Genomic DNA, 26,722 nt, shown 5'->3' with positions numbered 1-26,722 from the left:
CAGTCTTGCGCTCATTATTATATTAGTGTAATAGATTGGTTATCCATCCGGCGGAAGCGGCGACAGACCAGCGGCGGCGGGACACGGAACCGGGAGGGAGGACATGGCCGCATCCGGCAGCGCCTTGCGCATGCGGGGCATCAGCAAGACGTTTCCGGGCGTCAAGGCGCTCTCCGATGTCAGCCTTTGCGCGGAATACGGCCGGGTCCACGCCATTGTCGGCGAAAACGGCGCCGGCAAGTCCACCTTGATGAAGATCCTGAGCGGCGCCTACCTGCCCAGCGCGGGAACGACGGAAGTCGACGGCGCGGAAGTGCGCATGCGCAGGCCGGCAGACGCGCAGAAGCTGGGCATCCGGATGGTGCATCAGGAGTTGAACCTGGTGCCGGACCTCAGTGTCGCGGAAAACGTCTATCTCGGCCGGATGCCCCGGCGGCGGGGCTTCGTCGACCGCGCTGCGATGCTGCGCGACACCAAAGCCATTCTGGAGGAACTGGGTGCGGCCATCGACCCTGAGGTGCGGCTGGGCGACCTGTCGATCAGCCAGCAGCAGCTCGTGGAGATCGCCAAGGCCTATTCGGCCGGCCCGCGCATCATTGTCCTGGACGAGCCGACCTCCAGCCTCAGCGAACACGAGACCGCGGCGCTGTTCCGCATCCTGCGGACGATGAAGGCGGCCGGGATCGCGATCATCTATATCAGCCACCGCCTGAAGGAAGTGCTGGAGATCGCCGACGACGTGACTGTCCTGCGCGACGGCTGCCTGATCGACACAAGGCCGGCCGCCGGCCTCACCGCGGCGGAGATGATCCGCCTCATGGTCGGGCGCGAGGTCACCAACGTCTTTCCGAAGACACCCTCGCAGATCGGCGCCCCGGTTCTGAAACTCGTCGGCCTCGGCGACGGACGCGACTTCCACGACATCAGCTTCGAGGTCCGCGCCGGCGAAATCCTCGGCCTGACCGGTCTTGTCGGAGCGGGACGCACGGAGCTCGCAAGGGCGATTTTCGGGCTTGCCCCGGCAAGCGAGGGACGGATCGAGATCAACGGCATGGCGGCCGCGATCACCTCGCCGGCGGCGGCGGTGAAGGCCGGCATCGCCTATGTGCCGGAAGACCGCAAGGACAGCGGCATCATCCCCTCGATGAGCGTTCGGGAAAACATCAGCCTGCCGGTGCTGCGACGGCTGTCACGCCTGGGGCGCGTCAGCATGAGCGCCGACCGCCGGCTGGCGGCACGATACACGCGCGACTTCGCCATTGCCCCGCCCGACCCCGAGCGCCGCATCGAACAGCTTTCGGGCGGCAACCAGCAGAAGGCAGTGATCGCGCGCTGGCTGTCGACGAGCCCTTCCGTGCTGATCCTCGACGAACCCACACGCGGTGTCGATGTCGGCGCCAAGGCGGAGATCCATCGCATCATCGGCGAACTCGTCGCCGGCGGCATGGCGGTCGTGATGATCTCGTCGGAACTGCCGGAGGTGCTTGGCGTGTGCGACCGAGTGGTGGTGATGCGCGACGGCCGCGCCTCGCCGCCGGTGGCGCGCGATCGCCTCAGCGAGGAACGGATCATGGCGCTTGCCACGGGAGAGGAAGCGGCATGACGGACGTATCGGCAACCATGCGACAGGAGGCCGGCAGCGCGCGCTTCAGCAAGGACGGCCGACTGGCCGCGCTGCTCGCGCGGGCCGGGCTCGGCATCGCCATCCTGGCGGTGATCGCCTATGGCAGCGCCGTCAGTCCGGTCTTCTTCACCACCGGCAACCTGATCAACGTGATGACCTCGATGGCAATCATCGGCATCGTCGTCGTCGGCATGACCTTCGTGCTGGTGGTTGGCGGGCTCGCCGACCTCTCCGTGCCTGCAACGATCGCCTGCGGCGCCATTCTCTCGCTGGCGCTGCAGCCGGTGATCGGCCCGGTTCCCGCCTTTGTCGCGGCCATCGGGCTGGCCGGGTTGTGCGGCCTCGTGAGCGGCGTTCTGATCGGGTATGTCGGCATCAATCCGATCATCGCGACGCTCGGCGTCGGCACCATCGTGCTCGGCATCGTCCAGGCCGCCGTCGGCGGCGTCATCGTCTACGGCACCAACCCCGACACGGCGATGCTGGTGAAGAGCCGCCTGTTCGGCATTCCCGCCATTGTGCTGATCTTTCTCGCCGTCGCCATTGCCGGAAACTTCCTGCTGGCGCGCTCCTGGTGGGGCCGCTGGACCTTCGCCACGGGCGGCAACCAGAAGGCCGCGGAAGCCGCCGCCGTGCCGGTCCGGGCGGTCAAGGCCGGTGCCTTCGTCATCACCGGGCTCTGCTCGGGCCTGAGCGGGGCCCTGCTCGGCCTGACCCTGCAAAGCGCGCGGCCACTGGTCGGCACCGGCTACGAGTTCAGCGCGATCACCGCCGTCGTGGTCGGCGGCGTCTCGATCATGGGCGGCGCCGGCTCCGTGCCACGCGCCATAGCCGGCCTCGTCTTCGTGCAACTGCTGACCAACGTGATGGTGCTGCAAGGGGTGCGAACCCCGGTCCAGGGCCTCGTGCTCGGCCTGCTTATTGCCGGCGCTGTGGCGCTCGATGTCGCGCTTCGCCGCCGGGGAGGCGCATGATGGGCCTGCTTTCCACCCTCGTCCGGTTCCGCGTCGCCGTCATCCTCGGGCTGACGCTTGTGCTAGCGTCCCTGCTGGTGCCGGGGTTCCTCGGGGCGACCACGCTGAGCCTCGGTCTCGACCGGGGCGCGACGGTCGGCCTCATCGCCATCGGCATGACGGTGCTGCTCATCGCCCGGCAGATCGACCTTTCCGTCGGCTCGACCTTCGCGCTTGCCGGGATCGTCGCGGTGATGCTGCAACCGAGCCTCGGCATCTGGCCGGCGGCGGTGGCCGGGCTCATCGCCGGTGCGGCGGCGGGCGCCGTCAACGGGGTGCTCGTCGTCGCCTTCCGGGTGAACCCGCTGGTCGCGACCCTCGCCACCATGCTGATCTTCCGCTCGGCCGCCCACTGGCTCACGGACAGCCAGCCGGTACCCGGCACCGACATCATGCTGTCGGTGTCCCTCTCGAAAATCTATCTGGGCGTCTTCACCCTGCGCAGCGCGCTGTTCATCGGCGCAGTGCTGCTCCTGCATGTCTGGCTGACCCGGACCGTCGCCGGCCGCAACCTGTTCGCGGTCGGCTCGAACGCCGAGGCGGCGGAGGCAAGCGGCATTTCGCCCGGCCGGACCGTGTTCCTCGGCTTCGTCTTCGCCGGCCTGTTCGCCGGTCTCGCCGGGGTGCTGCAAAGCCTGACCACCAACACGGGCTCGCCGGTCTTCGGCTCGGAGCTGCTTGTCGCCGTGATCGCGGCCGTCGTCGTCGGCGGCACCCGCATCGAGGGAGGACGCGGCTCGGCGCTTGGCACACTGGGCGGCGTGCTGACCATCGCCTCGCTGACCACCGCGATGGAGTTCCAGTCGGTGCCCGCCTACGTCCAGCAGGTCGTCGCCGGCTGCATTCTGATCCTGCTTGTCGTTCTGGACCGCACGATGCGGCCCGCTCACCGCAGCCATGCCGCAACAGGCAGCGCGCACTGACTTTCTAGCCATTCGAAGGAGGAGACGATGGCCAACTGGAAACATGGATTGCTTGTCGGAACGCTGGCGCTACTGGCATCCGCCAGTTGGGCGCAGGCCAAAACCGTCTGTTACGTGACAGCGGCCGACGCTCACGCGTACGCGACCCCCGCCAACGAGGCGCTGGAGGCACGCGCCAAGGAACTGGGCATCGAGATGATCACGCTCAGCCAGAATTTCGACGTGCAGACCGGCACCGAACAGCTCGGCACCTGCATTGCGCGCAGCGTCGACGGGATCATTCTCTGGCCGCTCGATCCGCAGGCCTATATCCCCGGCCTTGCCCGCGCCCAGCAGGCCGGGATCCCGGCGATTCTGATCAACTCGCCGATGGACGAACAGGCCAACCAGTTCATCAAGTCGTTCACGGGACCGGACGTCTACGAGGAAGGCGAGATGGCGGCAGACTCGCTGAACGGCGCGCTTGGCGGTAAAGGTTCCGTCATCGTCATCGCCGGACAGGCCGGTAACGGCACGACCATCGGCCGCGTCGGCGGTTTCGTCGACCGGCTCGCCGAAATCGGCAGCAAGATCGAGGTGCTGGACACGGTCAATGCCGATTTCGACCAGCAGAAGGCGCTGGTCGTGAGCCGCGACCTGATCACCCGCTTCGGCGACAGGATTGACGGCGTCTACGCCAATGACGACACGATGGCGCGCGGCTTCATCGATGCCTGGAAGGAGGCCAATCCCGGCAAGCCGACACCGCCCATCGTCGGCATCAACGGCCAGAAAGATGCTTTCGCCTCGATCAAGTCCGGCGAGATGTATTCGACCATCGTGCAGTCTCCGGTGGAGGACGGGCGCCTGGCGATCGAGACCATCGCCGAGATCCTCGAGGGCAAGGAGGTGGAGGCCCGCCGCCCGATCCCTCTGACGGTGGTGACCATCGAGAATGTCGACAGCGTCGAACCGGCGTTCTGAGCCTTTCGAGGCCACTGGCAAAGGAAAACGGGCCCGGCAGCGCTGCCGGGCCCGTTGTGTTTTACGTTCCTGTGGTCAGACCGCGACCGGGCACCTGTCCCAGATCGGGGCAAGGCGGCGAACGGCGCGCCCCGGAACGGCCTCGAAGACCGCGATACCGTTGTCGTCCGGGCAGTTCCCGGCTCCCGCACACAGCGCGAGCGAATGACGTTCGCCTGCCGGCGAGGACAGCATCGTCTGCCAGAAGAGCGGGGTGAAACCGTCCGTGCCAAAGCCTGCCGGAAGGCGATCGGGATGGTGTCGGAAGGAAACGCTATCCGGTGTGCCGAAGGCGAAGGAAAAGCTGTCCAGCGGCAGTGACAGACCAAAGCCCGTTGCCTTGATGTAGCTCTCCTTCAGGCTCCAGAGAGCGAAGAAGCGGTCGCGCTGTTCCGGTTCAGGCAAGGCTTCCAGATCCGCCACTTCCTCGGGTGCAAAATAGCGCCGCGCGATGCCGGGACCGATGTTGCGGGCGGCCTGTTCGACATCCACGCCGACCGGATCGCCGCTAAAAACCCCGGTCTCGTCATGCGCAACCGCAAGCGCGACAAGCCCCTCAGCGTGCGACAGGTTGAAGCCGATACGCGGCAGGCCGGCGGCGACCTCCGGCTTGCCCTGCGCGCCGGTGTCGAAGCGCCAGTCGCGCGGCGCCACCTGCGGATGGAAGAGCGAGAGAACATGACGGACAAGGCCATGAGCGATGGCGAACTGCCGCCGCAGAGCAGGAAAGCGGAATCGGGCCATGCGGGCCAGCTCCTCGTCGCTCAGGCAATCCCGGCATTCGGCGATGGCAGCGGCCGCGTCTGGCTCCGCGTCGCGGCAGAGCCAGACCGAGAGACTGCCGGGCGCCAGGTCTTCACCGGGCCAAGGGCACCAGGCCGGGGCACGGCCGGCGCTTTCACTGGTGGCGTCACTGGTAACGTCATTGGCGGGCGGCAAGTTCACCCTCGATCGCCTTTCTCATCCGCGACACGATGGCAAGGATATCATCGTCGCTAAACGCCTTGGTGCGGTAAAGGAACCTCAGAACGCAGCCGTCGGCATAGGGCCTCGCGAAGGCCAGCATCTCGTGCGGCAGCGAGGCGCGAAGCGCCCCGCCCCGGGGCGCCAGCGCCAGGCCGGCGGGCATGCGCTCGCTCACGTCATAGCCGTCGAGGGCGAAGCTGATGCCGGTGACCGGGTGGATGTGCTCGTCGGGCGGCTGGCCGATCAGTCTTGCCAGGTCCTCGAAACCGACGTCCTGGTGCTCCCGCGCCTCGTCGAGCAGACGGTCTAGATACGCGACGATCTCGCGTGTCGGCGCTGCCGCGCAATCGAGACGCAGCGGCACCGCACTGAAGACGAGACCGAGCGTGTCGAGCAGTTCCGGCCGGTAGCGACCGTGGGTGGTGACGCGGATGATCAGATCATCGACACCGACATGCCACGCCATCGCGCGATAGAAATGCGACATGAGATAAGGGAAGACGCCGGTCTTCATCTCCTTCGCCGTGGCAAGGAGGGCCGCGTGATCGCAGCCCAGCGGCACGGTCAGCGAGCGGCCGGACATGTCGTGCCTGTCGGGCCCGGCGATGAACCGCTTCATCGGCGGCGCATCCCGGATATGTCTCAACCAGTGAGCCGCCGAGCCGGATTTCTCGCCGCACTGGAGCGCCAGCACCGAGCTGAAGGGCGTGCGCGGCGCGACGGGCACGCCTTTCAGCCCGTCCTCGATGTCGCGCCGGATGTATTCACGCGACATGCCGTCGCTGATCAGGTGATGCATCGACAGGACGAGACGCCCGGCGCCGGAGGGTGCGCTCAGCAGCAGCAGACGAAAGGGGCGCTCGGTCTCTATGTCGAAGGCCCGCTCGCAAAAGGCCGTGGCCAGCCGGTCGAAATCCGCTTCCCGCGCGGCGACCTCCTCGAAATCGTCCGCCTCGCACCGGGTCGGCACGAAATACTGGCGCAGGCCGTCCGTCCCCTGGCGGAAGCGGAGGTGGAAACAGTCGTTGCCGGCGACGACCTGCGACACCGCCTCGCGGATCCGCTCGGGCGCGCCCGCCGCAACCGGCATTTGCAAGGTCATGTTGATGGCGGCGCCGACCGCCTTCGTGCAGAAGATGTTGTAGATGGTTCGCTGACGGCTGGTCAGCGGCCAGTCCCGGCCCTGCTCCGGGCGCGCCGGCCGGCCCTTCGCCTCGTCCACCGGCGGTCTGTAAACACCGCCGTTGCACTCCAGCCAGCCGGCGATCGCACGCGGCGTCCCGGACCGGTAGAACAGGTCCTGCGGGAGCGAGATGCCGAAAGAGGCTTCCAGTTCCAGCGCGATCAGGCCGGACATCAGCGAGTTGCCGCCGATGCTGACGAAGTCCGTGTCGAGGCCGCAAGGGCGCCGCAGCACCTTCGAGATCACCGCCTGGACATGGCTTGCGGCCGCGCCGGGGGGCGCCTCGCGCTCCCCTTCCGCCTCCGTGTCCTCTCCGGCAGGTGCGGCAAGCCGCTCAAGCGCCAGCGCGACGAGCGCCACGCGGTCGACCTTGCCGTTAATGGTGACGGGGAAACTGCCAAGGGCGCCGTAAAGGGTCGGCACCACGGCCGGGTGCAGGTTATCGGCGAGATGCGCGCGCAACGTTGCCTCGCAAACCTTGTCGCCCTGATGGAACAACGCCAGCGTCTCAAGCGGAGCCTCGGGCGGCGCCAGCTTGACGACGACGGCGCGCGCGACCCCGACGCAGCCTTCCGCCAGCCGCTCGACCTCACCGGCCTCGATGCGGATGCCGTTGACCTTCATCTGGCCGTCGATCCGGCCGAGCAGGTAGAGCTCGCCGTCGATCACCTCGCCCCGGTCGCCCGTCGCATAGGCGCGCCAGCCCGGCGAGGCGTCAGGAAAGGGCGTCACCGTGCCATCCTTCTGCCGGTAGCCATTGGCGAGGAAGGGCGAGCGAATGACGACCTCGCCATCTTTTGCCAGCTCATAGGCGACCGCTTCGTCAATCGGCCGGCCGACCGGATAGAGCCCGCCAGGTGTCGGGCAGCCGTCATCGACGCGGCGGCAGAACTTGGCCATCGTCGTTTCGGAAGGACCGTAGAGATTGTAGATGCGGCCCGCGTAGCGAGACTTCAGGTCATCGACCAGATGCCGCTTCAGCGGTTCGCCGGCAAAGAACAGAGCGGCAGCGGGAAGCGGCGGCAGGTCGCCGCCGGCAAGCCAGGCCCCCATGATCGAGGGCACCACATGGGCGATGTCGATATCCTGCCCGATCAGCCAGTTCCAGCCGGAGGCGATGTTGAACCCGGCTTTGCCGTCCGGAATGACCAGCGTCCCTTGCGTGCAGAGCGGCAGCAGCAGGTCCCGATACATGACGTCGAAGGAGAGCGGCGTCAGCCAGGAGACGCGGGGGCGGTCGATCCACGTGCCGACCAGGCGCGACTGCCAGGCCATGAAATGGTCGATGCCCTCAATCGTTCCCTCAATGGCCTTGGGCTTGCCGGTCGTGCCAGAGGTGAAGGTGACATAGGCCGGTTGCCGCTCGGTGCGGGCGGCAACGACACTTGCCGCTGCGCCGGGAGCCTTGGCCCCGCAGGCCAGATCCGCCAGGATCGCGGAGACCGCGCCACGGTCCTGCGCGACATCGCACCAGTCGAGCAGTGCCTGCTGGCGCGCGGGCGGCAGCCGTTCGTCGACCGGTACGGCGACGTCGCCCGACGCCATCGCCGCCAGGATGCCGATACCGGCCTCGATCGACGGCCGCCCGTTGACGCCGACAAGCCCCGGACCCGGCATCGCCAGCCCCTGCCGTCCAACATGGCGGATGCATTCGACAAGTCCGGCATAGGAGAGACGTCGCTCTCCCTCCTCCATTGCGATGAGGTCGCCATGCGCCAGGGCGGTCTCCTCGATCCGCCGCAGCACCGAAAATCCCATGAATTTGCCCTCGTCATCGCAATCGGGGCCTGTCGACGAAGACCGATACTGCGCGGAGGAAGGCATGCGTTTCTGAAAAATGGTCACTTCGACATGCGCTCACTGTAAAATATACTTACAAAGATCCCCGCTTGCTCCAGCAAGAGGCGATCATGTCGGATATCACGAGCCCAACGGGGTGTAAAATCCGCGCATGCGTTGCCGTTTCATGGAACCATCTGTCTGGCATTCAGCCGGCTTCGGGGTCCGGACTGCTATCCGGGACAGTCGGGGCCGCCGACACAGTCGACTTCGCGGGGAGCCGCGACCCGCCTGGAGCCGGCAACCTCCACCCGGCTCCGCACGGTGAGGACATCGGCCATGTGCTTGCCATCGGTGGCGCGGGTGACGCGGCATTTGTGCCGCCACAGGACGGGGCTGCGCTCTAAATCGACCACCTCGATCGAAATCGCCTCGCCGGGATCGATGTTGGCGAGATAGGTGACACGCCGCCAGCGGGTGACGGCATTGCGGGCGAAGTCCTGATCGACATTCCATTCCGCCCGGTCCACGAAGGCCGGCACATTGGCAAAGTAGAGAAAGCCCGCGCCGTTGAAATCCTGCGAGGGGCACGGGAAGAAAACCTGCGGCCGGCGGCCCGCGGTCTCAACGGCCTCCGTGTCCCAGATCGTTCCTTCGATGGATGGCCTGACCAGCGCCGACTTGTGCGCCTGCGAAATCGGCGGCAGGCCCTGGATCTCGACCCGGACCACCGAGCGGTTCGACGACTTGCCGTTGCGATGCACGAAGACGGACACCATCCGGATGGTCCCGATCGCGGCGCCGCCGACGGTCAGGCGGTGCTCGCTCTGCACCTGCGTGCGCGAGATCCGCACCAGGTTAGAGCGGATGACGAGCGTGTCGTTCTCCTTGGCCAGATCGAAGCGGGCATCCTCGATCTGCACGGAGCGGAACGCCGCGTAGACGATGTTGCCGGCCGCGTCGTAGAAGTCCGGCAGTCCGGATGCGGCCATGCGCGCGAGCTGCATCCAGTGGCGATGCCCCAGCTCCTTCAGGAGCCATGCCTCGGACAGGCCGCTGAAGGCCAGATGCGGCATGCCAAGCTGCACGCGGAAGCTGCTGGCCCAGACGCCCAGCCGCTCCCGGCGCGCCTGGCCTGTGCTGTTCTCTGCAAGTGACACGGGACGAACCTCCCCAATCTTACGAAAACGCGCGGCAGGCGCGTTTCTCAGGCGTTACCGCAGCCGGTCGGGCGCGGTGTCTCCGGCCCAAAGGGGACCCCTGTCGCGCCGGACCTTGCGCATCATCGCGTCGAAGAGCTTGGCGGCGAAGGCATCGCCGGCAATGAGTTCCTCCGCGACCTGCGAGCAGCGTTCGCGCACGTCCACACCGAGACCGGTGTTGCCCCCCGGCAGCATGCCGGCCTGGCACTGGATCTCGGCTGCGCGCTGCGCGGTATAGAGCAGCCAGAAGGTACGCGGCACGTCGCGCTCGCCAACCGCGATGCCGTGGTTGCGCAGCACGAGCACGTTCCTGTCGCCAAGGCTGGCGATCATTCGCGGCCGCTCTTCGGCGAAGACCGTCACGCCCTCGAAGGCGTGATAGCCGACCCGGCCGTAGAGCTGCGCCCCGTAGAAGTCGTCATAGGTGAAGCCGTCTTCCTTCAGCGCAATCGCGGAGATCGGCGTCGTATGCGTGTGGGCGATGCAGTGGATGTCGTCACGCGCCTCGTGAATCGCCCCATGCAGGGCGAAGCCGGTGCGGTTCGGCGGATGGTCCGACGTCCCCACGAGATTGCCCTCGATATCGACCTTGACCAGGTTGTCCGGCGTCACCTCCTCGTAGTGGAGGCCGAAGGGATTGACCAGGTAGTGTCCCTCCGGGCCGGGGACCCGCAGGGAGATGTGATTGAAGATCATCTCCGTCCAGCCGAGATAGGCGACGAGATGATAGAACTCGGCAAGCTGGACGCGCAGCAGCGCCTCCTCCTGGTGCTCGTCTGCGTCCGAATGGCCGGCGGTCTGGTTCGATACTGTCTTCAGCATGGTCTTCTTCCGATCAGATGGGGCAGGACCGGGAAGAGCCACTCGGGCGAGGCTCTCCCGGAGCCGTGAAAGGTCGGCGCGACGCGCCTAGTGGGCGTGCTGGATGAGTGCGGTCAGCACGCTCCTGTCGCCGGCGAACTTGCGGCGACCGTGGGCGACCAGGATGTTGTCGAGGATGAGCACGTCGCCCGCCTGCCACTTGACCGGCCGGGCGTTGGCCGTCAGCACGTCATAGATGTGCAGGACGTCGGCTTCCTCGATTTCCGTGCCGTCGCCGTAGCGCATGTGATCGAGCAGCTGCGGCGCCTCCTCGAGCGCCCGGGCCAGCCTGTCGGCCGCCTCCGTGCGCCCGTCCTCGCGCGCCCACTTGAGCGCTGAGGCGGGCGAGAAGATGTGAACCTGGTTGAACCAGACCTCGTCACCGGATCTCGGATGCAGGCGGGTGGTGGGCCGCACCTCCTGCCAGAGCTGCATGGAACCGTCCTCCATCCACTCGAAACGCCAGCCTGACTTCCCGGCGACTTTTTCAGCCTCGCTGCGATCCTTGGTTGCGAAGACCTCATGCCAGGTCTTGGGCACGCCGGGACGCGCATCCACCCGGTCGGGAAGCGGCAGGTTGCGGCAGAGCTGAACGCCGCCATGCGCTTCGAAGCGAGCCCGGACCGCGGCATCCATGTTCCGGGTGATGGCACGCATGTCGCCGATGGTCGTCTCGCCGCCTTCCGTGGCCGGACGTTCGCAAAAGAAGGATATGCGGTCGGGCGAGTTGTCGGTGTAGGACATCTCCTGATGCAGCGGGATCGAATAGGTGCCGGGGATCTCGGTCGCCGTCATGATCCGGCCGTTGACCACCTTGCGCGGCGAGGTGCCGCCGACATAGTCCATCAGGTCCGGCGCGACGACATCGAGAACCTTCTGATAGTCATCGGAGGTGCGGACGCAGTCGAAGCCGCGCAACAGCACGCCGCCATGCTCGTCGAGTTGGGCCGACAGGCGGTCCTTGCTGTCGGCGAGATAGCGGGTAAGGCCGTCAAGGTCGAAACCGCGCCCGTTGGCGGGAGACCAGACGACGATCGGCATGTCGGAGCCGAGCGGGTTTTCGGTGTGATACATGATGCAACCTCCCAAGCGGTTTGTTGTTACCGTTTGACCTGAACGATCGTGGCAAGCGCGGTCGCCACGAGCTTTCGCCGTTCGGACGCGATGGCGTAGAGATCGGCGCGGCAAACGACCTGACGCCCTCCGGCATGGACGACCGAGCCACATCCCACGAGGGTCTGGCCGACGGCCGGTGCCACCAGGTTCAGCTTGTATTCCGACGTCACGACGTCGCCGGCGACCGAGGCCCCCGCCCATGCACAGGCGCTGTCGGCAAGGAAGCCGATGATGGCGCCATGCCCGAACCCGTGATGCTGCGTCAGGTCGCGGCGCATCGGGATGCTGATCTCGACCTCACCGCGCCGGTAGACATCGAGACGCGCGCCCACCCAGACCGCGAACGGCGTCTTTGCGATGATCGCCTCGATCTCCTCACGGGAGAGTGCCGGCGCCTGGTCGTCGGACATGGTCTGATCCGCCTCGTCATTTCGGGTTGGAACCGCGAGCAGCGGCATTTTCAGCACCGCCCGCGAGGGTCAGTCGCTGCCGGCCGCCGCCGCCGTGGCCGGCGAGCGCCTGGAGAGAATCGACAGCGTTTCCTCCAGGTAGCGGATCCTCGTCTCGGCGCGGCGGATCTTGCCGCTCGACGTCTTGGGGATCGATCCCGGATCGAGCAGGACGATCTTGTGCACCGTGACGTCGGCCTCCTTCAGGATTTCCTGGCGGATCGCCTTGGTCGCCGCGTCGATATCGATCGCCTGCCGATTGCCCATCATCACCTCCTGGGCAAGGACCAGCGTCTGGATGCCGGTTTCCGGATCCTCCACGGCAAACGCCGCACCGGAATTCTTCTTCAGCCCCGGCCAGGCCCGTTCGGCCATGTATTCGATGTCCTGCGGGTAGATATTGTGGCCGCGGACGATGATCAGGTCCTTGTGCCGCCCGGTGACGTAGAGCTCGTTGTCAAGGACGAAGCCGAGGTCTCCGGTCCTGAGAAAGCGGGGACCGGGTTCGCCGTCGACCCTGGCGTGGAAGGTGTCCTTCGAGGCCTGCTCATGGCCCCAGTAGCCTTCCGGAATATGCGGCCCGGCGACCCAGATCTCGCCGACCTCGCCGTCCGGCAACGCCGCCGAGGTTTCGGGGTCGACGATGCGCAGCGTCTCGTCCCGCAGCGCGCGGCCGCAGCCGACCGCGAGGGTCTCGTCCTTCTCGTCGGCGGGCGGGCCCGCGCTTCCCCGGGCGAGGCCGCCGCGGCTGACGGAGCGGACGATCGGTTCCTCCTTGCGGCTGCCGCCGGTGATCAGAAGGGTCGCCTCCGCCATCCCGAAACAGGGATAGAAGGTGTGCGGCCGGAAGCCGATCGGCTCGAAGGTCTTCGTGAAGCGCTCCAGCGTGCCGGCGCGCACCGGCTCGGCGCTGTTGAAGGCAAGCTTCCAGGACGACAGGTCGAAGCCGGCCTCCAGGATCTGGTCACGCCGCTCGATGCAAAGGTCATAGGCGTAGTTCGGCCCGCCGCTGACGACGGCGCGGTAATCGCTGATCGCCTTGGGCCAGAGCCATGGCCGGTGGGCGAACAGGTTCGGCGACATGAGGATGCAGAAGGACCCGAGATAGAACGGCTCCAGCACGTTCGCGATCAGTCCCATGTCGTGATAAAGCGGCGCCCAGCCGACATAGGTCGGTGTGTCATCGTTGCCGAAGGCTTCGGCCATCATCTCCAGATTGGCCGCCAGGTTGGCATGGCTGACCATGACGCCCCGGGGAACCGAGGTCGACCCGGACGTGTACTGGATGAAGGCGAGTTCCTGCGGCGAGGCCTCATGGGCGTCCGCCACCGGCGCCGGGGAGCCGTTGTCGAGATCGACCGCGATATAGGTCGCCTCGCGGTAGCTCGGCAACGGGCTGAGCTGGGCGTGAACGAGTTCGGCCTGCTCGACATTGCTGAGCACGACGGACGCGGCACAGTTCTCGGCGATGGCATGCACCGTGTTGCGCAGCCGCTGCCCTTTCAGCGGCACCATCGGCACGGGTACCACGCCGGCAAAGTGACAGGCGAAGAAGGCCACCACGAATGCGAGACCCGAGGGAAACATCAGGATGACCCGGTCGCCGGGCCTCGAATGCTGGCGGAGGCGCTGGCCATAGACCCGCGCAAGGCGCAGCAGTTCGGCGTAGGTCAGGACCTCCTGCTCGATGTTGTCGGGCCCCAGATACAGGAACGCCTTCTCGTCGGGCCGCGTGGCGGCGAAGCCATCCAGAAGACCCCACAAGGTCGGGACGGCGGGGGCGCTCAACTCGTGTCTCTTGTCCAGCATGGTGTCCCTCCGGAAAGACTGTTTACGCGGGCACGGCCGCAGGCTCGAACTCGGCCCAGCGGGCCAGGGTGTCGATGAGAATTTCTTGCAGTTGCGCCGTTCCCGCTGCGTCGAAGAAATGCGCACCCGACAGTTCCGCGCAGACGAACTCCCGTGTCGTGTGGGTCGACCATGCGGCAAGCTCGTCGCGCGAGAGGATCGGATCGTCAAATCCCTTGACCGCCAGGATCGGGCAAGCGAACGGCGGCTGGCCGGCATAGCGGTAGATATCGGAGAGCATCAGGTCGGCCCGGATGACCGGCAGCATCTGGCGCAGCCAGTCGTCCTTGCCGCGCATATGGGCGGGAACGCCGCCGAGGCGGTGCAGAGCGGCGACCAGTTCCTCGTCCGGCAGGCTGAACAGTTCGCCATGGGTCAGCGGGCATTGCGGCGCGCGGCGGCTGGCAACGACCAGCCCGGCCGGCATCTCCGCACCGAGCAGGCGGAGGAACCGGGCCAGCTCGAAGGCGATCAGCGCGCCAAGGCTGTGCCCGTAGAACACGAAAGGCCTGCGCGATCCGGCGCGCTCGCGCACGAACCGGCGCGCCAGGTCCGGGATCAGCCCGCCCGCCCATTTCGGCAGCAGGTCGCTCGCCTCCGCGCTCCGTCCCGGCAGTTGCACCCGGTGCAGGGCGATGGCATCGGGAAAGCGGGTCTGCCAGGCGGCAAAGGAATGACGACTGCCGCCCGCATGATGGAAGGCATAGAGATCGAGCGCGCTTTCCTTGCGCTCACTCGCGAATATGTCGGTACACGCCCTCACGCGATCCCCCGCCGTGCCGCGAAGCGCATGTCGAGCCGTGCCGGGCCGCGCAGGATGAGGCTGTTGGCCTGCCAGCTGCGCTGCTTGTCGACGCGCTCGAACGCCTCGTAACCGTCAAGAAGAACCTGAAGGAAGGTCGCGCTCTGCACCCGTCCCAGGAGCGCGCCGAGGCAGGAATGCATGCCGAAGCCGAAGCCGACATGGGCGGGTCCCGACCGCTGCAGGCGCAGCGCGTCCGCGTCCTCGAAGACGGTCTCGTCCCGATTGGCGGCCCCCAGGCAGAGCAGGATCTGCTCGCCCGCCCGGATATCGATGCCGCCGACGCTGCAATCCTCCACGGCCAGCCGCTTGGTGAACTGCAGCGGCGTCTCGTGCCGCGTCACCTCCTCGATGGCCGCGCGGATCGCCGCATCATCGCCAGCAAGCGCAGCAAACTGGCCAGGCTCGTTCAGGAGCGCGTCCGTGATGTTGCCGATCAGGCATTGCGTCGTTTCGGTACCGGCGACGAAGGACATCACGCAGGCAAAGGCAACTTCCTCGTCCGACAGGCCCTTGCCATCGAACCGCGCCTCATGGAGCCGGGCCACAAGCGTGTCCTTGCCGGACTTGCGCAGGCGCGCGGCGTGCTCGCCGAAATAGCCGGTCAGCTCCTGCATGCTGCGCGCGGCGGTCTCGAAGCTCGACCGGTTCATCATGCCGGGATCGAGCAGGTATCGCACCGCATGGACCTTCTCGGAGATGCCGGGACGGGCCTCCTCCTCCACCGCCATCCAGTCGCACAGGATGTGGATCGGCAGCGGCTCGGCAATGTCGCCGATGACCTCGCAGGCGCCGTTGCGGGCATGATCCGCCAGCAGCCGCTCGATCCTGTCGGTCATCGCCGGCAGGAGGGCGTTGATCGCCTCGTTCGAATAGGCCTGGTTGACCAGCCGGCGCAACCGCATGTGGTCCGGATTGTCGGTGAAGACGATGGATGCCAGCAGGAAACGCAGCATCTGGCCGTATTCGGTGAAGCGAAGCCGGGAGGCCTGCTTGACCACGGTGTCCGGTATCAGGCTGACGCTGAATTTCCGGCTGCGAAGAATGGCAACCACGTCCTCGTAGCGGGACAGGATCAGCGTTCCTTTCGTCCGCAGAACGGGTGCTTCCGCGCGCAGCCGCGCATAGACCGGATAAGGATCCTCCCGGAAGGCGGGATCGAGCGGGTTGAACACGATGTCCGCGGCGGCACGTCCCGCGGTGGCCGGGCTCGAAGCCTTGCTCTGGGCCGGGTCCGTGATGGTTGGAGCCGTGAGGGTCATTGCACTGTTCCCTGATCCTGGACACGCAAGGGGGAGGCGACCGGCGACGCGGGATCCGCGCCGCCGCCGTACTGTCATGCCGCGATGAAAAGCGGACGGGCCTGCCGTCTATCGGGACAGCCTAGATCTTCGCCAGGACGGACACGCCACGGTCGGTCGGGCGAAGCGAGATGCGAAGCAGGCCGATCTTGCCGGTATAGAAACCGATCGAGGTCTGTTTCAGGTAGCGCTCGTAGCGCTCCGTCACCTCCTCGCCGACAAGGCGAACCGCCTCGTCCCGCCTGCGGCGCAGGTTTCGCGCCCACGCGTCATAGGTGCGCGCGTAGTGAAGGCGGTGATTGACCAGGTAGGTCATCTCCATTACGCCGTCGATCGCAGCGGCGATCTCCTCCAGCCGGGGAAGGTCGGCGGCGGGGAAGATCTCCTCGTTGATGAACTCGCTCGCCTCCTCGTTGCGCATCGTGCCGTAGACGAAGGTCTGCAGCGAAAGCCGCCCGCCCGGCGTCAGCCACCCCGCACAGGTGGAGAAGAAATCCCGATAGGTGGAGATCTTGACCTCCCGGCTGTCCTCGGGCTTGGCGAAATGCTCGAACGCGCCGACGGAAATGATGCTGTCGTAGGGCTGGTCCGGCTTGTGCTGCGTCCAGCTTTCGAGGCGCACCTCGATCTTCGGGATCGCGAAGCCGCGGACCTGGTCCGCCTGGTCCTCGCTCAGCGTCAGTCCGACGATACGCTCGAGTGCGGGAAAGGCGCTGGCCTTGCGCACCAGCGCGCCCCAGCCGCAGCCGATGTCGAGAAGCGAGGTCGCCCGCGCGACCCGAGCCTCGCTCAGGTGATGGTCGATCTTGCGCTGCTGGGCCGCGGCCAGGGTGTCGTCCTCGCCTTCCCAGAGAGCGCTGGAATAGGTCAGGCTCTCGTCCAGCCAGAGGCTGTAGAATTCCCGGCTGACATCGTAGTGGTACTGGACGGCCGACATCGAGCCGCCATAGTCCTGCTGGTCGTTCTTCATGGCGGTACTCATCCTGCGGTTACCTGCTGGCGCTGGGTCTCGAGCGTGACGCCCTCGGCGATCTTGTCGAGCGTCTCCGCCTCGAACAGGATGGCGAGAGGGATCTCGATGCCGAGCCATCCTTCCATGTCCATCGCCAGGGCCGTGGTCAGCGCCGAGTCCAGGCCAAGGGAGTCCAGCCCGTCGCTGCCCTTGATCGCGGCATCTTCCATGCCGAGCACATTGGCGATGTAGGACTTCAGCCAGGCGGCAACGGCCGCTTCGTCGATCTGTTCTGCAATCTGGACATGATCCATGGGATCTCCCTCCTCTTTCACTGCTGGTCGAGAATGTCAGGACGCGCGGATTTCCCGGCGGCTGATCTGCTCCCTCGTGGGGACCTTGACGTCCCAGGCCTGTCCGAGGAGAGACAGCATGCAGATGACCCAGTAACCGGGGTCGATGCGGTACCACGCGAGGCCGAACGACGCGGAAGCGGGGAAGGCGTGGTGGTTGTGATGCCAGGATTCCCCGAAGATGAACGGCGCCAGCCAGCTGATGTTGGTGCTCTGGTCATCGGTGGTGAAGCGACGCCGTCCGATCAGGTGACAGAGCGAATTGAGCGAGAAGATCCCCTGCTCGACGACGAACATGCGCACCATGCCGCCCCACAGGAAGCCGGTCACCGCCCCCATCCAGGTCTGCGTGACAAGCGCGCCGATCAGCGTGGGAGCCAGCAGCCCCAGGACGATCCAGGTGTAGTAGTGCCTGTTGACCCAGATGATCACGGGGTCCTTCAGAAGGTCCGGGGCATAGTGGACGACGTTGGGATAGGGATGCGCGACCATCCAGGTGAAATGCGCGTGAACGAAGCCCTTGAGCTTGCCGACAAGACCGCTGCCATGGAGGTTGGGCGAGTGCAGGTCGCCTTCCTGGTCGCCCAGTTCGTGATGCCTGCGATGCATGGCCGTCCAGGAGATCACCCCGCCCTGCCCCGCCATCGAGCCGAAGATGCCGAAAAGCGCGCGCACCACCGGCGTGGTCTTGAAGCTTCTATGGGTGAACAGGCGGTGATATCCGACCGAAACGCCCAGCCCCGTCAGTATCCACATGACCGCGAAGAGCGCGATGTCGACCACCGAAACGGGATGAAAGAAAAGCAGCGCGACCGCGCAGACCGTTCCAACGATCGGCAACACGTCGAAGAGAAGGAAGTGCATCCTTTGCAACTTGTGCAGATGCGGACTGTCGAGCACCTTCTGGCGCGGCTGATCCGGAGACTGCACCTCCTGGAACATCTCATGAGCGATCTGGTCGTCCCGGTTCAGCATGTTTCATCCTCCAAACATATATGGTGTTTCGTCGACACATGACGCTCGGGATTTATGTATAAATTCATCTTTCATCCGGCCAATTCATAAAAATTGGCAGGATATTCAAAGTATTTGTTTTGTATTATCTATCACACGGACACTTTTGTACGAAATTCTTTAAATATATCAGGTGAGTCACTGTCTATATGATAGACGACCAAATGCATATGCATTCCGACATTTACGTAAATTTATCAAGGTAAGAATTTGGGGGACGCGCCGCGCGCGCCTTGAAAGAGGCGCTTCCTGCCAATGTGAGAGGCCGAGGGGTTGCGCGGATTGCGGGCCGGCGACAAATATCGACTATCAGGGATTGCGGCGGCCTTGCTATAATGCGCCGTACACTTCCCCTCCCCTTCAACCCGCTACCGGATCTCCTGGCACATGTCGGTCATGCCCCATGATTTGGCGAACATGCTGTCCGCCTTCCTGGTCTATATTGTCGGCGCGGCGAGCCCGGGCCTCGGCAACATGACCATCGCCACCACATCGGTCCAGCAGGGCCGCCTGCCCGGCTTTGCGGTAACGGCCGGTGTCATGACCGCGGGCCAGACATGGGCCCTGCTTGCCGCGATCGGATTGTCATCGGTGCTTGTCGCCATGCCCGCGGCGATGATGACGATCGGTATCGCCGGCGGGGTCTACCTGGTGTGGCTGGCCTGGAGGACGAACATGCGCCGGCCGGTGGCCGCGGGCGGCGACACAGGCACTGCCGGAACCAGCCTTGCCGGCAACTTCAGGCGGGGGTTCTTCATCCAGATCCTCAATCCGAAAGCGGTGGTCGGCTGGATCCTGATCATCGCAACGGGCGTGCGGCAGGACTCGCCCTGGTATGTGCCGCTGGCGATCGTGCTCGGTTGCCTCGTCCTTGGCGCCGTCATCTTCTCCAGCTACGTGCTGCTGTTCTCCTCAAGGATGCTGACACGCGAGACAGTGGCCAATTCCACCGGCTTCAAATACGCACTGGTCACCGTCTATTCGCTCTCCGGCCTGTGGCTGATCGTGGATAGCCTGCAGAGATAACAGGCACCACCCGCGCACCGAAGCGGTCTTGTCCTTGGAAACGCGGATGCCCGGCCTCAACCGTCCGGCCCCCTCGAAGACCGACGGCTTCCGAATATGTCTGAACGGCAGGCGACCGCGATGAGGCAGGCTCCCGCCATACCGGCGACGGCGCTCACCGCGATCGGCAGCATGTAGCTTCGGGTGAGGTCGAACGCGAGGCCCGCGGCGCTCGGCCCGGCCAGGGTTCCAAAGGCGACGCTGGTGTAGAGGACCCCGATGATACCCCCGACGTTTCGCCCGCCGAAACCGTCCATGACCACGGCCGGAAGCAACGCCACCCAGCCGCCATAGAACAGGCCGTAGACAAGCGCGAAGACGACCAGCTGCCATGCCTGGGTGGACAGCGCCCAAATGCCCATGGCAAGCGCCATCCCGACGAACATCGCCAAAAGCGATGCCTGCCGTCCGAGGCGGTCGGCCACCCCTCCGAGGAAGAAACGCCCCGCCGTGCTGCCGATACCGATGGCTCCCAGGATCCACACGGCCGACGACGGCGGAATACCGTGATCGAGCGCATAGGGCACGAGATGAGCGAAGGGCACAAACACACCGAACGAACAGAGCAGGCAGGCTGCGTAGAGCGCGATGAACCGTCGTGACAGGACGGCGTCGCGGATCGAGGCGCCTTCCGGTTGCGCCCTGCGCAACGGGGATCCGGGCGGACCGCCATCCGGCATCAGTCCGCGCTCGCGGGGATCGTTGACGACCAGCAGGGACACGCCTGCCCCGATGACGCCGGCAAGGCCACCGATCAGCATATAGCTCATGCGCCAGCCGAGATGCCCGATCAGCCAGGAGGCCAGCGGCGGCATGACGAGGGTTCCGACGCCGATCCCGCTCACCGCGATACCCGAGGCGAAGCCGCGCCGCCGGTCAAACCAACGCTGCACGGCACCGACAACCGGCACATAGGAAAGCCCGATCCCCAATCCCACGCCGAGACCATAGGCAAGGCAGACCTCCGTCAGGCTGCGCGCCGCGCCAGCCAGGACCAGTCCCGAACCGAGAAGGACCATGCCGACGACAGCGAGCGGACGGGAGCCGATCCTGTCGGCGAGCGGGCCGCTGACGATGCCGGCGCCGAAATAGAGGAAACCGGCAAACGAGAACACGAGAGAGGTCGCCCCCCGCGACGCCGAGAACTCCCGTTGAAGCGGCTCGAAAAAGGCACTGAACGTATAGGCGCTGCCGAAACCGAGCAGGGTCACGGTGAAGGCGGCGAGAACCACGAACCAGCCGTAGAACACACGGGGGCCCGGCCTGGCGGGTTTGCTGCTCATGATGACCATCCGTCAGCCAAGCGGATGCCGGCGGTGCCAGGACGTTACGCCCTGGAACGCTGCGCCCGCGCGCAGCAGGGCCGGCTCGCCCAGATGTGCGGCAACCAGTTGAATGCCGACCGGCAGCCCGGCGCCGGAGAAGCCGCCGGGCAATGTGAGCGTGGGATTGCCGGTCAGGTTGAACGGGCAGGTGTAGCGCTGCAGCCTCGCAATGAGTTCGGGCTGTGTTCCGAGCGTCCGGATCGTCTCCAGAGTGAGTGGCCCAAAGGGTTGAACCGGCGTCAGCAGAAGATCGATCGCGCCGAACACGGCGGCCATCCTGCCGCGCAACTCCAGACGCCGGAGCAGGATTTTCTGGTACTCCATGCTAGGGAGAGCCCGGCCGCTTTCCACAACCGACGCCAGAACGGGGCCGTATTCCGATCTGCGCGCCGGATAGGTTGCCTCGTGGGCGACGGCCGCCTCGACCGCGCAATGGGGCGTCCAGTCGGCGACGGCCTGCGCCACGTCGGGGCAGGCAACCTCGACGATTGCCGCGCCGAGCGAGCGGAACGCGTCCGCCGCGCCCTGGAGCGCTTCCCTCACCTCCGGATCCACCTCGTCGCTGTTCCAGCCAGGGTCGACGCCGATCTTCAGACCGGCCGCCCCCGCGCCGGCCAGACCGGCATAGTCCGGCACCGGGACAGTGAGCGCTGTCGGGTCGTTCTGGTCCGGGCCGGCAACCGCTGCCAGGATCAGGGCGCAGTCCATTGCGCTGCGGGCCATCGGGCCGATGTGATCCAGCGTGGGGGCAAGCGGAAAGACACCATGGCGGCTGACCCGCCCCCAGGTCGGCTTCAGGCCAGTCAGGCCGTTGGCCGCGCAAGGCCAACGGATCGACCCCCCGGTGTCGGACGCGATCGCGCCGTAGCACAGGCCAGCGGCCGTCGCCGTGCCCGCGCCGCTTGAGGAGATGCCGGGCCAGTAGCTCGCATTCCAGGGGTTCTTCGGCGGGAGTATGGATGAATGATGGTCCGAATAAGCCCCTTCCGTCATCTGAAGCTTGCCGAGGATGATCGCGCCCGCCTCCTTCAACCGGCGGACCACTGTCGAATCCTCGGGCGAGAGCCGGTCCCGGTGTATCGGCATACCGGCCGCGGCCGGATGACCTGCCATCAGGCACAGGTCCTTGACGGCAAGCGGCACGCCGTGCAGCGGACCGCGGTAGCGGCCGCTCTTGATTTCCGCCTCGGCCGCGCCGGCCTGTGCCAGCGCATCCTCCGCCGTGACCAGCGCATAGGCATTCAGCGACGGGTCCAGCCGGGAGATCCGGTCGAGCAGCGCGCGCGTCACATCCACGGGCGAAACGGCGCCCGCCCTGATGCGTGCGGCAAGATCCGAAAGATCAAGATAATGGAGAGCGGTGGAAGGGGCATTCATGTCGATCACTTTCATGCAGCTTCGGTTTGATCAATCCGGAGGCGGTCGAAGGCACTCGCAAGCGCCACCCTTTCCGACTGAACTCAGTTGGGCTAAACTGTTTTGACGAAACCTTATCCGGGTCAGTGATCTCATTTGCGCCGATAAATACCTCATGAGCAAACCAGATTTTTTGAGAAAAAGAATTAGGAAAACTAAATGAAATCGGGGAAATTCCCTCCACTTAACGCATTGCGTGCTTTCGAGGCCAGCGCACGACACCTGTCGGTGAAGCACGCCGCTGCGGAGCTCTGCGTGACACCGGGTGCGGTCAGCCAGATGCTCAAGGTTCTGGAGTTGCATCTTGGAACGAAGCTGTTCCATCGCATCAACCGGGGCATCTTGCTGACAGAAGAAGGGCAAGCCTATCTTCCGCCCATCCGCAATGCCTTCAGGCAGATTGCCGAGGCAACGCAGCGCATCGCGGGCGAGGCGGACACGACGCTGACGGTGAGCGTCACCCCGTTTTTCGCGTTGACATGGCTCGTCCCGCGCCTGAAGAAATTTCAGGATGCGTATCCGGACATCGACCTGCGGGTTCTGACGACCGGCGCGCTGGCGAATTTCTCTCATGACGGTGTGGACGTCGCGGTCCGCCATGGTCTCGGCCTGTATCCGGGGCTTTGCAGCCACCGGATCCTGACGGTGGAAGTCGTACCGGTCGTCGCCCCCTCGCTCCTCGCGGAAAGAGGCAGGCCCACCGCGACGGCCAGCCTGGCGTCATGGCCGCTCGTTCACGACGCCGAACGAAAAGCCTGGCACCTCTGGTTTCAGTCGCAGAGCATCGAGGAAACGGTGCCTTCCCGCGGATCGTCGTTCGACGACGCGGGTCTCCTTCTCAAGGCCGTTATCGGCGGCCAGGGAGTTGGCCTTCTTCCGGCCGCGCTGATCGAGACGGAACTGGCGGACGGGCGCCTCGTTCAACTTGCGGACAGCATCCTACTCGACGCGTTCGCGTATTATCTCGTCTATCCGAAAGGAAACGGCTCGCGGACGAAAATCGACGCGTTCAGGTCATGGATGCTGAATGAAGCCGCAGGCGACGTCAGGTAATTGACGCGGCAGGCTGCAGCCTATGCAATCAAGGAAAAAAGAGGAAATGGCGCACCGGGGAAGATTCGAACTCCCGACCCCCAGATTCGTAGTCTGGTGCTCTATCCAGCTGAGCTACCGGTGCTTTTGCCGTCAGGCCGTCGCATGGCGCGAGGCGAGGCGTTCCGTCCGAAGGCATTACCTTTCGAACAGGGCGCTACCTCTACTCCGGTCCTTTGCCGATTGCAAGCGAGGCAATGCGTTTTTAGCGCATTTTTCGGACCCGGCGAGCATGCCTGTTGATAAGCCCGGCGACCCGCAGGGAAGGCCAGGGCGCACACCATCCGGAAGCAAGGCTACATGGCCGCATCGCGCCCGGAAACACCGGCGCCATGCGCCTGCGGCAAGGTGCCGGACCGCTCCCCGGGCAGACGCGCCGGCAGGACGATCTCGAATTCGGCCCCCGGACCGTCGCGCGCGACATGGCGGATACTGCCGCCATGGGCGCGCACCAGTTCGGCCGCGATGGCAAGGCCAAGACCCGTGCCGCCCCGCTTGGCGGCAGACTGGAACGGCTTGAACAGCTTGTCGCGCAGGGCCGGCGGAATGCCGGGCCCGGTATCGCGAACCCGGATCAGCGCGCCATCGGCGCCGCACTCGGCCTCGACAACGACCCGTCGCACCAGCACATCGGCCCCGTTCTGCTCCAGCACCTGAACCGCGTTGCGGCACAGGTTCATCAACACGCGAAAGAGCTGCTCCGGATCGGCGTCGATTTCCACTCCTTCCGACACCCGGTTGTCGAAGGAAATGTCGCCATCGGGCGCAAGGCCGAGCACGTCGCCGACATCGCGCACGACGGCGTCGAGGCGCACGAGCCGACGGGCAAGCGGTGCCTCCCGGGCGCTGCCATAGGCAAGCACCGACTGGGTGTAGCCGACGGCCCGGTCGAGGGTGGCGATGATCTTCGGCACCAGCCGCTGCACCGTCGGGTCGGCGACATGCTCCAGGCGTTCGGAGAAGAGCTGGGCGGAAGCGAGGATGTTGCGCAGGTCGTGGTTGATCTTGGAGACCGCGAGCCCCAGGTCGGCAAGCCGCCGCCGGCTCTGCAGCGTCTCGGTCAGCGTCGCCTGCATGGCGGCCAGCCGGTGTTCGGCGTCGCCCATCTCGTCGTTGCGTCCGGACGGGACGATCGCCCGGGACGGGTCCTCGGGCGCCTCCTGGAACCGGGCCATCGAGCGCGTGAGCTTCTGCATGGGCCGCACCAGCAGCCAGCGCAGCGACAGATAGACCAGCGTGGCGGTGATCGCCGAAATCACCAGCGACAGGGCCAGGATGCGGACCGAGAAGGCGAGCATCGCATCGCGCAGAAGCGCCTCGGGCAGAACGATGTCGACGCGTCCGCCGAGCCCCATCTGAGAGGGCCCGACCACGCGAAGCTGCCCGTCGCCGCCGAAAAGCAGCGTGGAGAAGCTGTCGAGGACGGAACTCATCGGATCGGCCTTGCCCATATCGACCATCCGGTCGACCGCACCGGGCGAACCGGACATGGCGATGAGCCGGCGGCGCTCGCCGTCATCGAGGGCGATGGCCAATGCCCCGGTGGTGCGCAGCAATTCGGCCTGCACGGCGGGCGAGACCATGTCGGTCTCCACCAGGATCGCCGCCGCAACGCCGGCCACCGTCAGCTTGTCCGTGAGCCAGGTATTGCGGAAATTGGCGATCGAGGGGACGAAGATCAGCACCTCGCTCAGCATCACGAAAAGCACGGTGAGAATGAGAAGCTTGCCGGACAGGCCGCCCCAGCGCCTCCTGCCTTCGCGTGGCATCTCCGCCCCGGTAACGGAGTTCTCGCGCGGGTCGTCGGTCATCTGCGGCGCCGTCACTAGCCACCCTCTCGCGGCCGCATCGCCGCGGCCCGCCTGTCGCCTGTCCGTCCGGACGCTGCCACGTCCGGCGCTGCTCAACGCCCCCCGTGCGCAGGACCGGAAGATGCAGCCGGCCGCTAGCCGAAACGGGCAAGGAAGCGGACGAGGCGGCGAATCCACGGGTTGCGCGCGCTGTCAGCATAGTAGGAAATCGCCGCGCGGCGAACCGCTTCCGAAAGGGACGGATAGGGAGAGACGAAACCGGCGATATCGCGCACGGTAAGGCCGCGCGCCACGATCAGCGACAGCATGTTGACGATCTCGCCGGCCCCGGCGCCGAGAGCATCGCCGCCGACCACCTTGCCGCCCTTGCCGACGACGAGGCGCACCAGCCCTTGCGTGCGCCGTTCCGCCTGGGCGCGATCATTGCCGGAGAACGGCGCCTCGAGCACTTTCACCCGTTCCGCGCCGTAGCGGCCGCGCGCCTCGTCGGCGGTCAGCCCGACATGGCCGATCTCCGGATCGGTAAAGGTGACCCGGGGAATGATGTCGCGGTTTTCCTTTGCCGGCAGGCGGAAGAGAAGCGCGCGGATGACGACGCCCGCGTGATAGCCCGCGACATGGGTGAACTGCAGTCCGCCGGCGACATCGCCGATGGCATAGACGCGGCGGTTGGAGCTTCTCAAGTCGGCTCCGACGGTGATGCCGCGCCGGTCGAAGGCGATGCCAGCCTCCTCCAGTCCCAGCCCCTCGACATTGACCTTGCGACCTGCGGCAACAAGCAGGTCGGTGCCGGAGATCTCGCGTATGCCGGAGGCATCCTCGAGCGTGAGCCACATGTCTCCGGCCGCGCCGGCCGCCTTTATCACCTTGGTCTGCTCAAGGATCTCCACCCCCTCCTCTCGCAGGGTCTCGATCACGATCGCGGCAAGTGCCGGGTCCTCCTTTGCCAGCGCCCTGGCCGCCTCCACGACGGTGACGCGCGCGCCAAGCCGGCGATGTGCCTGGGCAAGCTCCAGCCCGATCGGCCCGCCGCCGATGACGAGGAGATGCGAGGGACACTCGCGGCGGGTGAAGATCGTCTCGTTGGTATCGAAGGGCACCGTGTCGAGACCGGGGATCGGCGGCACCAGCGGCGAGGAGCCGGTGGCCACGACGAAACGCCGGGCGCAGATCTCGGCGTCGCCGGCGACGACCGTCTCGGCATCGCGAAACCGGGCTGGCGCGCGAATGACGGTGACGCCGAGCCCTTCGAAACGCTCCTGCGAATCATGCGGGGCAATCGCCGCGATCACGGAGTGGACATGGTTGTTGACGGCGGCGAAATCGATGTCGACGCGCGGCGCGGTGACGCCGAGTGCCACGGAATGGGCGGCATGATGCGCGGCCTTGCCGGCGGCGATCAGCGCCTTGGAGGGCACGCAGCCGTAATTGAGGCAATCGCCGCCCATCTCGCCCTTCTCGACCAGGACGGTCTCGACACCGAAGGCGGCCGCCGCGGCGGCGACCGAGAGGCCGCCGGAGCCCGCGCCGATGACACAGATATCGGGCGTCAGGATGCGGGTCATCGTGCTTGCTCCGGATTTGTCACGGCAGGCGCTGCCGCGCGGGGCACGACCGGCCCCCTT

Annotated in this window: 22 protein-coding genes and 1 tRNA gene; 6 read left to right on the top strand and 17 right to left on the bottom strand. The window is 66.0% G+C overall.

Annotated features, from left to right (window positions below; translation table 11 throughout):
* Positions 1 to 103: 103 nt before the first annotated feature.
* From ACQY46_RS07340 to ACQY46_RS07325, 4 genes are read left to right on the top strand one after another with little or no spacing between them, the layout of a single operon-like run.
* On the top strand, positions 104 to 1,603 hold the full coding sequence (locus ACQY46_RS07340) for a sugar ABC transporter ATP-binding protein (RefSeq protein ID WP_428699603.1): 1,500 nt from the start codon (positions 104 to 106) through the stop codon (positions 1,601 to 1,603).
* Positions 1,600 to 2,598, top strand: a complete 999-nt coding sequence (locus ACQY46_RS07335; protein WP_428699602.1) for an ABC transporter permease — start codon at positions 1,600 to 1,602, stop codon at positions 2,596 to 2,598. The genes ACQY46_RS07340 and ACQY46_RS07335 overlap by 4 nt, the downstream gene beginning before the upstream one ends.
* Positions 2,595 to 3,560 (top strand): ABC transporter permease, encoded by a 966-nt coding sequence (locus ACQY46_RS07330; protein WP_428699601.1) that lies wholly within the window; start codon positions 2,595 to 2,597, stop codon positions 3,558 to 3,560. Before ACQY46_RS07335 ends, ACQY46_RS07330 begins: the two co-directional genes overlap by 4 nt.
* A gap of 27 nt (positions 3,561 to 3,587) precedes the next feature.
* Complete coding sequence (locus ACQY46_RS07325; protein ID WP_428699600.1) at positions 3,588 to 4,523, top strand: sugar ABC transporter substrate-binding protein; 936 nt, start codon at positions 3,588 to 3,590, stop codon at positions 4,521 to 4,523.
* Between the two features lie 75 nt (positions 4,524 to 4,598).
* Here ACQY46_RS07325 and ACQY46_RS07320 read toward each other — a convergent pair whose 3' ends face one another.
* The 12 genes from ACQY46_RS07320 to ACQY46_RS07265 all read right to left on the bottom strand — a co-directional run bounded on the left by ACQY46_RS07320 (position 4,599) and on the right by ACQY46_RS07265 (position 18,349).
* Complete coding sequence (locus ACQY46_RS07320) at positions 4,599 to 5,507, bottom strand: 4'-phosphopantetheinyl transferase family protein (RefSeq protein ID WP_428699599.1); 909 nt, start codon at positions 5,505 to 5,507, stop codon at positions 4,599 to 4,601.
* A complete protein-coding gene (locus ACQY46_RS07315; RefSeq protein ID WP_428699598.1) occupies positions 5,485 to 8,469 on the bottom strand; it encodes an AMP-binding protein in 2,985 nt (994 codons plus the stop codon). Before ACQY46_RS07315 ends, ACQY46_RS07320 begins: the two co-directional genes overlap by 23 nt.
* Positions 8,470 to 8,723: 254 nt before the next feature.
* Positions 8,724 to 9,650 (bottom strand): Pnap_2097 family protein, encoded by a 927-nt coding sequence (locus tag ACQY46_RS07310; RefSeq protein WP_428699597.1) that lies wholly within the window; start codon positions 9,648 to 9,650, stop codon positions 8,724 to 8,726.
* A gap of 54 nt (positions 9,651 to 9,704) precedes the next feature.
* A complete protein-coding gene (locus tag ACQY46_RS07305) occupies positions 9,705 to 10,514 on the bottom strand; it encodes a class II aldolase/adducin family protein (protein ID WP_428699596.1) in 810 nt (269 codons plus the stop codon).
* Between the two features lie 87 nt (positions 10,515 to 10,601).
* Positions 10,602 to 11,627: a TauD/TfdA family dioxygenase gene (locus ACQY46_RS07300; RefSeq protein WP_428699595.1), complete on the bottom strand. Its 1,026-nt coding sequence runs from the start codon at positions 11,625 to 11,627 to the stop codon at positions 10,602 to 10,604.
* A gap of 26 nt (positions 11,628 to 11,653) precedes the next feature.
* Positions 11,654 to 12,079 (bottom strand): PaaI family thioesterase, encoded by a 426-nt coding sequence (locus ACQY46_RS07295; protein WP_428699594.1) that lies wholly within the window; start codon positions 12,077 to 12,079, stop codon positions 11,654 to 11,656.
* A gap of 69 nt (positions 12,080 to 12,148) precedes the next feature.
* Positions 12,149 to 13,927 carry a fatty acyl-AMP ligase gene (locus tag ACQY46_RS07290; protein ID WP_428699593.1) on the bottom strand — a complete coding sequence of 593 codons (1,779 nt, stop codon included), beginning with the start codon at positions 13,925 to 13,927 and terminating at the stop codon, positions 12,149 to 12,151.
* Between the two features lie 22 nt (positions 13,928 to 13,949).
* Positions 13,950 to 14,729 carry a thioesterase II family protein gene (locus ACQY46_RS07285; RefSeq protein WP_428699592.1) on the bottom strand — a complete coding sequence of 260 codons (780 nt, stop codon included), beginning with the start codon at positions 14,727 to 14,729 and terminating at the stop codon, positions 13,950 to 13,952.
* Positions 14,726 to 16,030, bottom strand: coding sequence for a cytochrome P450 (locus ACQY46_RS07280; RefSeq protein WP_428699591.1), 1,305 nt, complete (start codon positions 16,028 to 16,030; stop codon positions 14,726 to 14,728). The genes ACQY46_RS07285 and ACQY46_RS07280 overlap by 4 nt, the downstream gene beginning before the upstream one ends.
* 121 nt (positions 16,031 to 16,151) lie before the next feature.
* Complete coding sequence (locus ACQY46_RS07275; RefSeq protein WP_428699590.1) at positions 16,152 to 17,039, bottom strand: class I SAM-dependent methyltransferase; 888 nt, start codon at positions 17,037 to 17,039, stop codon at positions 16,152 to 16,154.
* An 8-nt stretch (positions 17,040 to 17,047) separates the two neighbouring features.
* On the bottom strand, positions 17,048 to 17,335 hold the full coding sequence (locus tag ACQY46_RS07270) for an acyl carrier protein (protein ID WP_306026864.1): 288 nt from the start codon (positions 17,333 to 17,335) through the stop codon (positions 17,048 to 17,050).
* Between the two features lie 36 nt (positions 17,336 to 17,371).
* Positions 17,372 to 18,349 carry an acyl-CoA desaturase gene (locus tag ACQY46_RS07265; protein WP_428699589.1) on the bottom strand — a complete coding sequence of 326 codons (978 nt, stop codon included), beginning with the start codon at positions 18,347 to 18,349 and terminating at the stop codon, positions 17,372 to 17,374.
* A gap of 426 nt (positions 18,350 to 18,775) precedes the next feature.
* On the opposite strand from ACQY46_RS07265, the gene ACQY46_RS07260 reads away from it, so the two are divergent.
* Positions 18,776 to 19,414 (top strand): LysE family translocator, encoded by a 639-nt coding sequence (locus tag ACQY46_RS07260; protein WP_428699588.1) that lies wholly within the window; start codon positions 18,776 to 18,778, stop codon positions 19,412 to 19,414.
* Between the two features lie 56 nt (positions 19,415 to 19,470).
* On the opposite strand, the gene ACQY46_RS07255 is transcribed toward ACQY46_RS07260, so the two are convergent.
* Positions 19,471 to 20,736, bottom strand: a complete 1,266-nt coding sequence (locus tag ACQY46_RS07255) for an MFS transporter (protein WP_428699587.1) — start codon at positions 20,734 to 20,736, stop codon at positions 19,471 to 19,473.
* A 12-nt stretch (positions 20,737 to 20,748) separates the two neighbouring features.
* Complete coding sequence (locus ACQY46_RS07250) at positions 20,749 to 22,170, bottom strand: amidase (protein WP_428699586.1); 1,422 nt, start codon at positions 22,168 to 22,170, stop codon at positions 20,749 to 20,751.
* A 183-nt stretch (positions 22,171 to 22,353) separates the two neighbouring features.
* On the opposite strand from ACQY46_RS07250, the gene gcvA reads away from it, so the two are divergent.
* Positions 22,354 to 23,247 carry a transcriptional regulator GcvA gene (gcvA, locus tag ACQY46_RS07245; RefSeq protein WP_428699585.1) on the top strand — a complete coding sequence of 298 codons (894 nt, stop codon included), beginning with the start codon at positions 22,354 to 22,356 and terminating at the stop codon, positions 23,245 to 23,247.
* A gap of 47 nt (positions 23,248 to 23,294) precedes the next feature.
* Here the strand turns inward: gcvA and ACQY46_RS07240 are convergent.
* The 3 genes from ACQY46_RS07240 to ACQY46_RS07230 all read right to left on the bottom strand — a co-directional run bounded on the left by ACQY46_RS07240 (position 23,295) and on the right by ACQY46_RS07230 (position 26,662).
* A tRNA-Arg gene (locus tag ACQY46_RS07240) sits at positions 23,295 to 23,371 on the bottom strand.
* Positions 23,372 to 23,582: 211 nt separating this feature from the next.
* Positions 23,583 to 25,097 carry a sensor histidine kinase gene (locus ACQY46_RS07235; RefSeq protein ID WP_428699584.1) on the bottom strand — a complete coding sequence of 505 codons (1,515 nt, stop codon included), beginning with the start codon at positions 25,095 to 25,097 and terminating at the stop codon, positions 23,583 to 23,585.
* A 134-nt stretch (positions 25,098 to 25,231) separates the two neighbouring features.
* On the bottom strand, positions 25,232 to 26,662 hold the full coding sequence (locus ACQY46_RS07230) for a dihydrolipoyl dehydrogenase family protein (protein ID WP_428699583.1): 1,431 nt from the start codon (positions 26,660 to 26,662) through the stop codon (positions 25,232 to 25,234).
* Positions 26,663 to 26,722 lie beyond the last annotated feature (60 nt).

The sequence above is a fragment of the Stappia sp. genome (assembly GCF_965276915.1).
Classification (GTDB): domain Bacteria; phylum Pseudomonadota; class Alphaproteobacteria; order Rhizobiales; family Stappiaceae; genus Stappia.
This window is presented reverse-complemented; position numbering and strand designations above follow the sequence as displayed.

Excerpts from the sequence above, each read along its gene's own strand:
- ACQY46_RS07340 (WP_428699603.1), top strand. The coding sequence starts at position 104 with ATGGCCGCATCCGGCAGCGCCTTGCGCATGCGGGGCATCAGCAAGACG.
- ACQY46_RS07335 (WP_428699602.1), top strand. The coding sequence starts at position 1,600 with ATGACGGACGTATCGGCAACCATGCGACAGGAGGCCGGCAGCGCGCGC.
- ACQY46_RS07330 (WP_428699601.1), top strand. The coding sequence starts at position 2,595 with ATGATGGGCCTGCTTTCCACCCTCGTCCGGTTCCGCGTCGCCGTCATC.
- ACQY46_RS07325 (WP_428699600.1), top strand. The coding sequence starts at position 3,588 with ATGGCCAACTGGAAACATGGATTGCTTGTCGGAACGCTGGCGCTACTG.
- ACQY46_RS07315 (WP_428699598.1), bottom strand. The coding sequence starts at position 8,469 with ATGGGATTTTCGGTGCTGCGGCGGATCGAGGAGACCGCCCTGGCGCAT.
- ACQY46_RS07305 (WP_428699596.1), bottom strand. The coding sequence starts at position 10,514 with ATGCTGAAGACAGTATCGAACCAGACCGCCGGCCATTCGGACGCAGAC.
- ACQY46_RS07300 (WP_428699595.1), bottom strand. The coding sequence starts at position 11,627 with ATGTATCACACCGAAAACCCGCTCGGCTCCGACATGCCGATCGTCGTC.
- ACQY46_RS07295 (WP_428699594.1), bottom strand. The coding sequence starts at position 12,079 with ATGTCCGACGACCAGGCGCCGGCACTCTCCCGTGAGGAGATCGAGGCG.
- ACQY46_RS07290 (WP_428699593.1), bottom strand. The coding sequence starts at position 13,927 with ATGCTGGACAAGAGACACGAGTTGAGCGCCCCCGCCGTCCCGACCTTG.
- ACQY46_RS07280 (WP_428699591.1), bottom strand. The coding sequence starts at position 16,030 with ATGACCCTCACGGCTCCAACCATCACGGACCCGGCCCAGAGCAAGGCT.
- ACQY46_RS07275 (WP_428699590.1), bottom strand. The coding sequence starts at position 17,039 with ATGAAGAACGACCAGCAGGACTATGGCGGCTCGATGTCGGCCGTCCAG.
- ACQY46_RS07270 (WP_306026864.1), bottom strand. The coding sequence starts at position 17,335 with ATGGATCATGTCCAGATTGCAGAACAGATCGACGAAGCGGCCGTTGCC.
- ACQY46_RS07265 (WP_428699589.1), bottom strand. The coding sequence starts at position 18,349 with ATGCTGAACCGGGACGACCAGATCGCTCATGAGATGTTCCAGGAGGTG.
- ACQY46_RS07260 (WP_428699588.1), top strand. The coding sequence starts at position 18,776 with ATGTCGGTCATGCCCCATGATTTGGCGAACATGCTGTCCGCCTTCCTG.
- ACQY46_RS07255 (WP_428699587.1), bottom strand. The coding sequence starts at position 20,736 with ATGAGCAGCAAACCCGCCAGGCCGGGCCCCCGTGTGTTCTACGGCTGG.
- ACQY46_RS07250 (WP_428699586.1), bottom strand. The coding sequence starts at position 22,170 with ATGAAAGTGATCGACATGAATGCCCCTTCCACCGCTCTCCATTATCTT.
- gcvA (WP_428699585.1), top strand. The coding sequence starts at position 22,354 with ATGAAATCGGGGAAATTCCCTCCACTTAACGCATTGCGTGCTTTCGAG.
- ACQY46_RS07235 (WP_428699584.1), bottom strand. The coding sequence starts at position 25,097 with ATGACCGACGACCCGCGCGAGAACTCCGTTACCGGGGCGGAGATGCCA.
- ACQY46_RS07230 (WP_428699583.1), bottom strand. The coding sequence starts at position 26,662 with ATGACCCGCATCCTGACGCCCGATATCTGTGTCATCGGCGCGGGCTCC.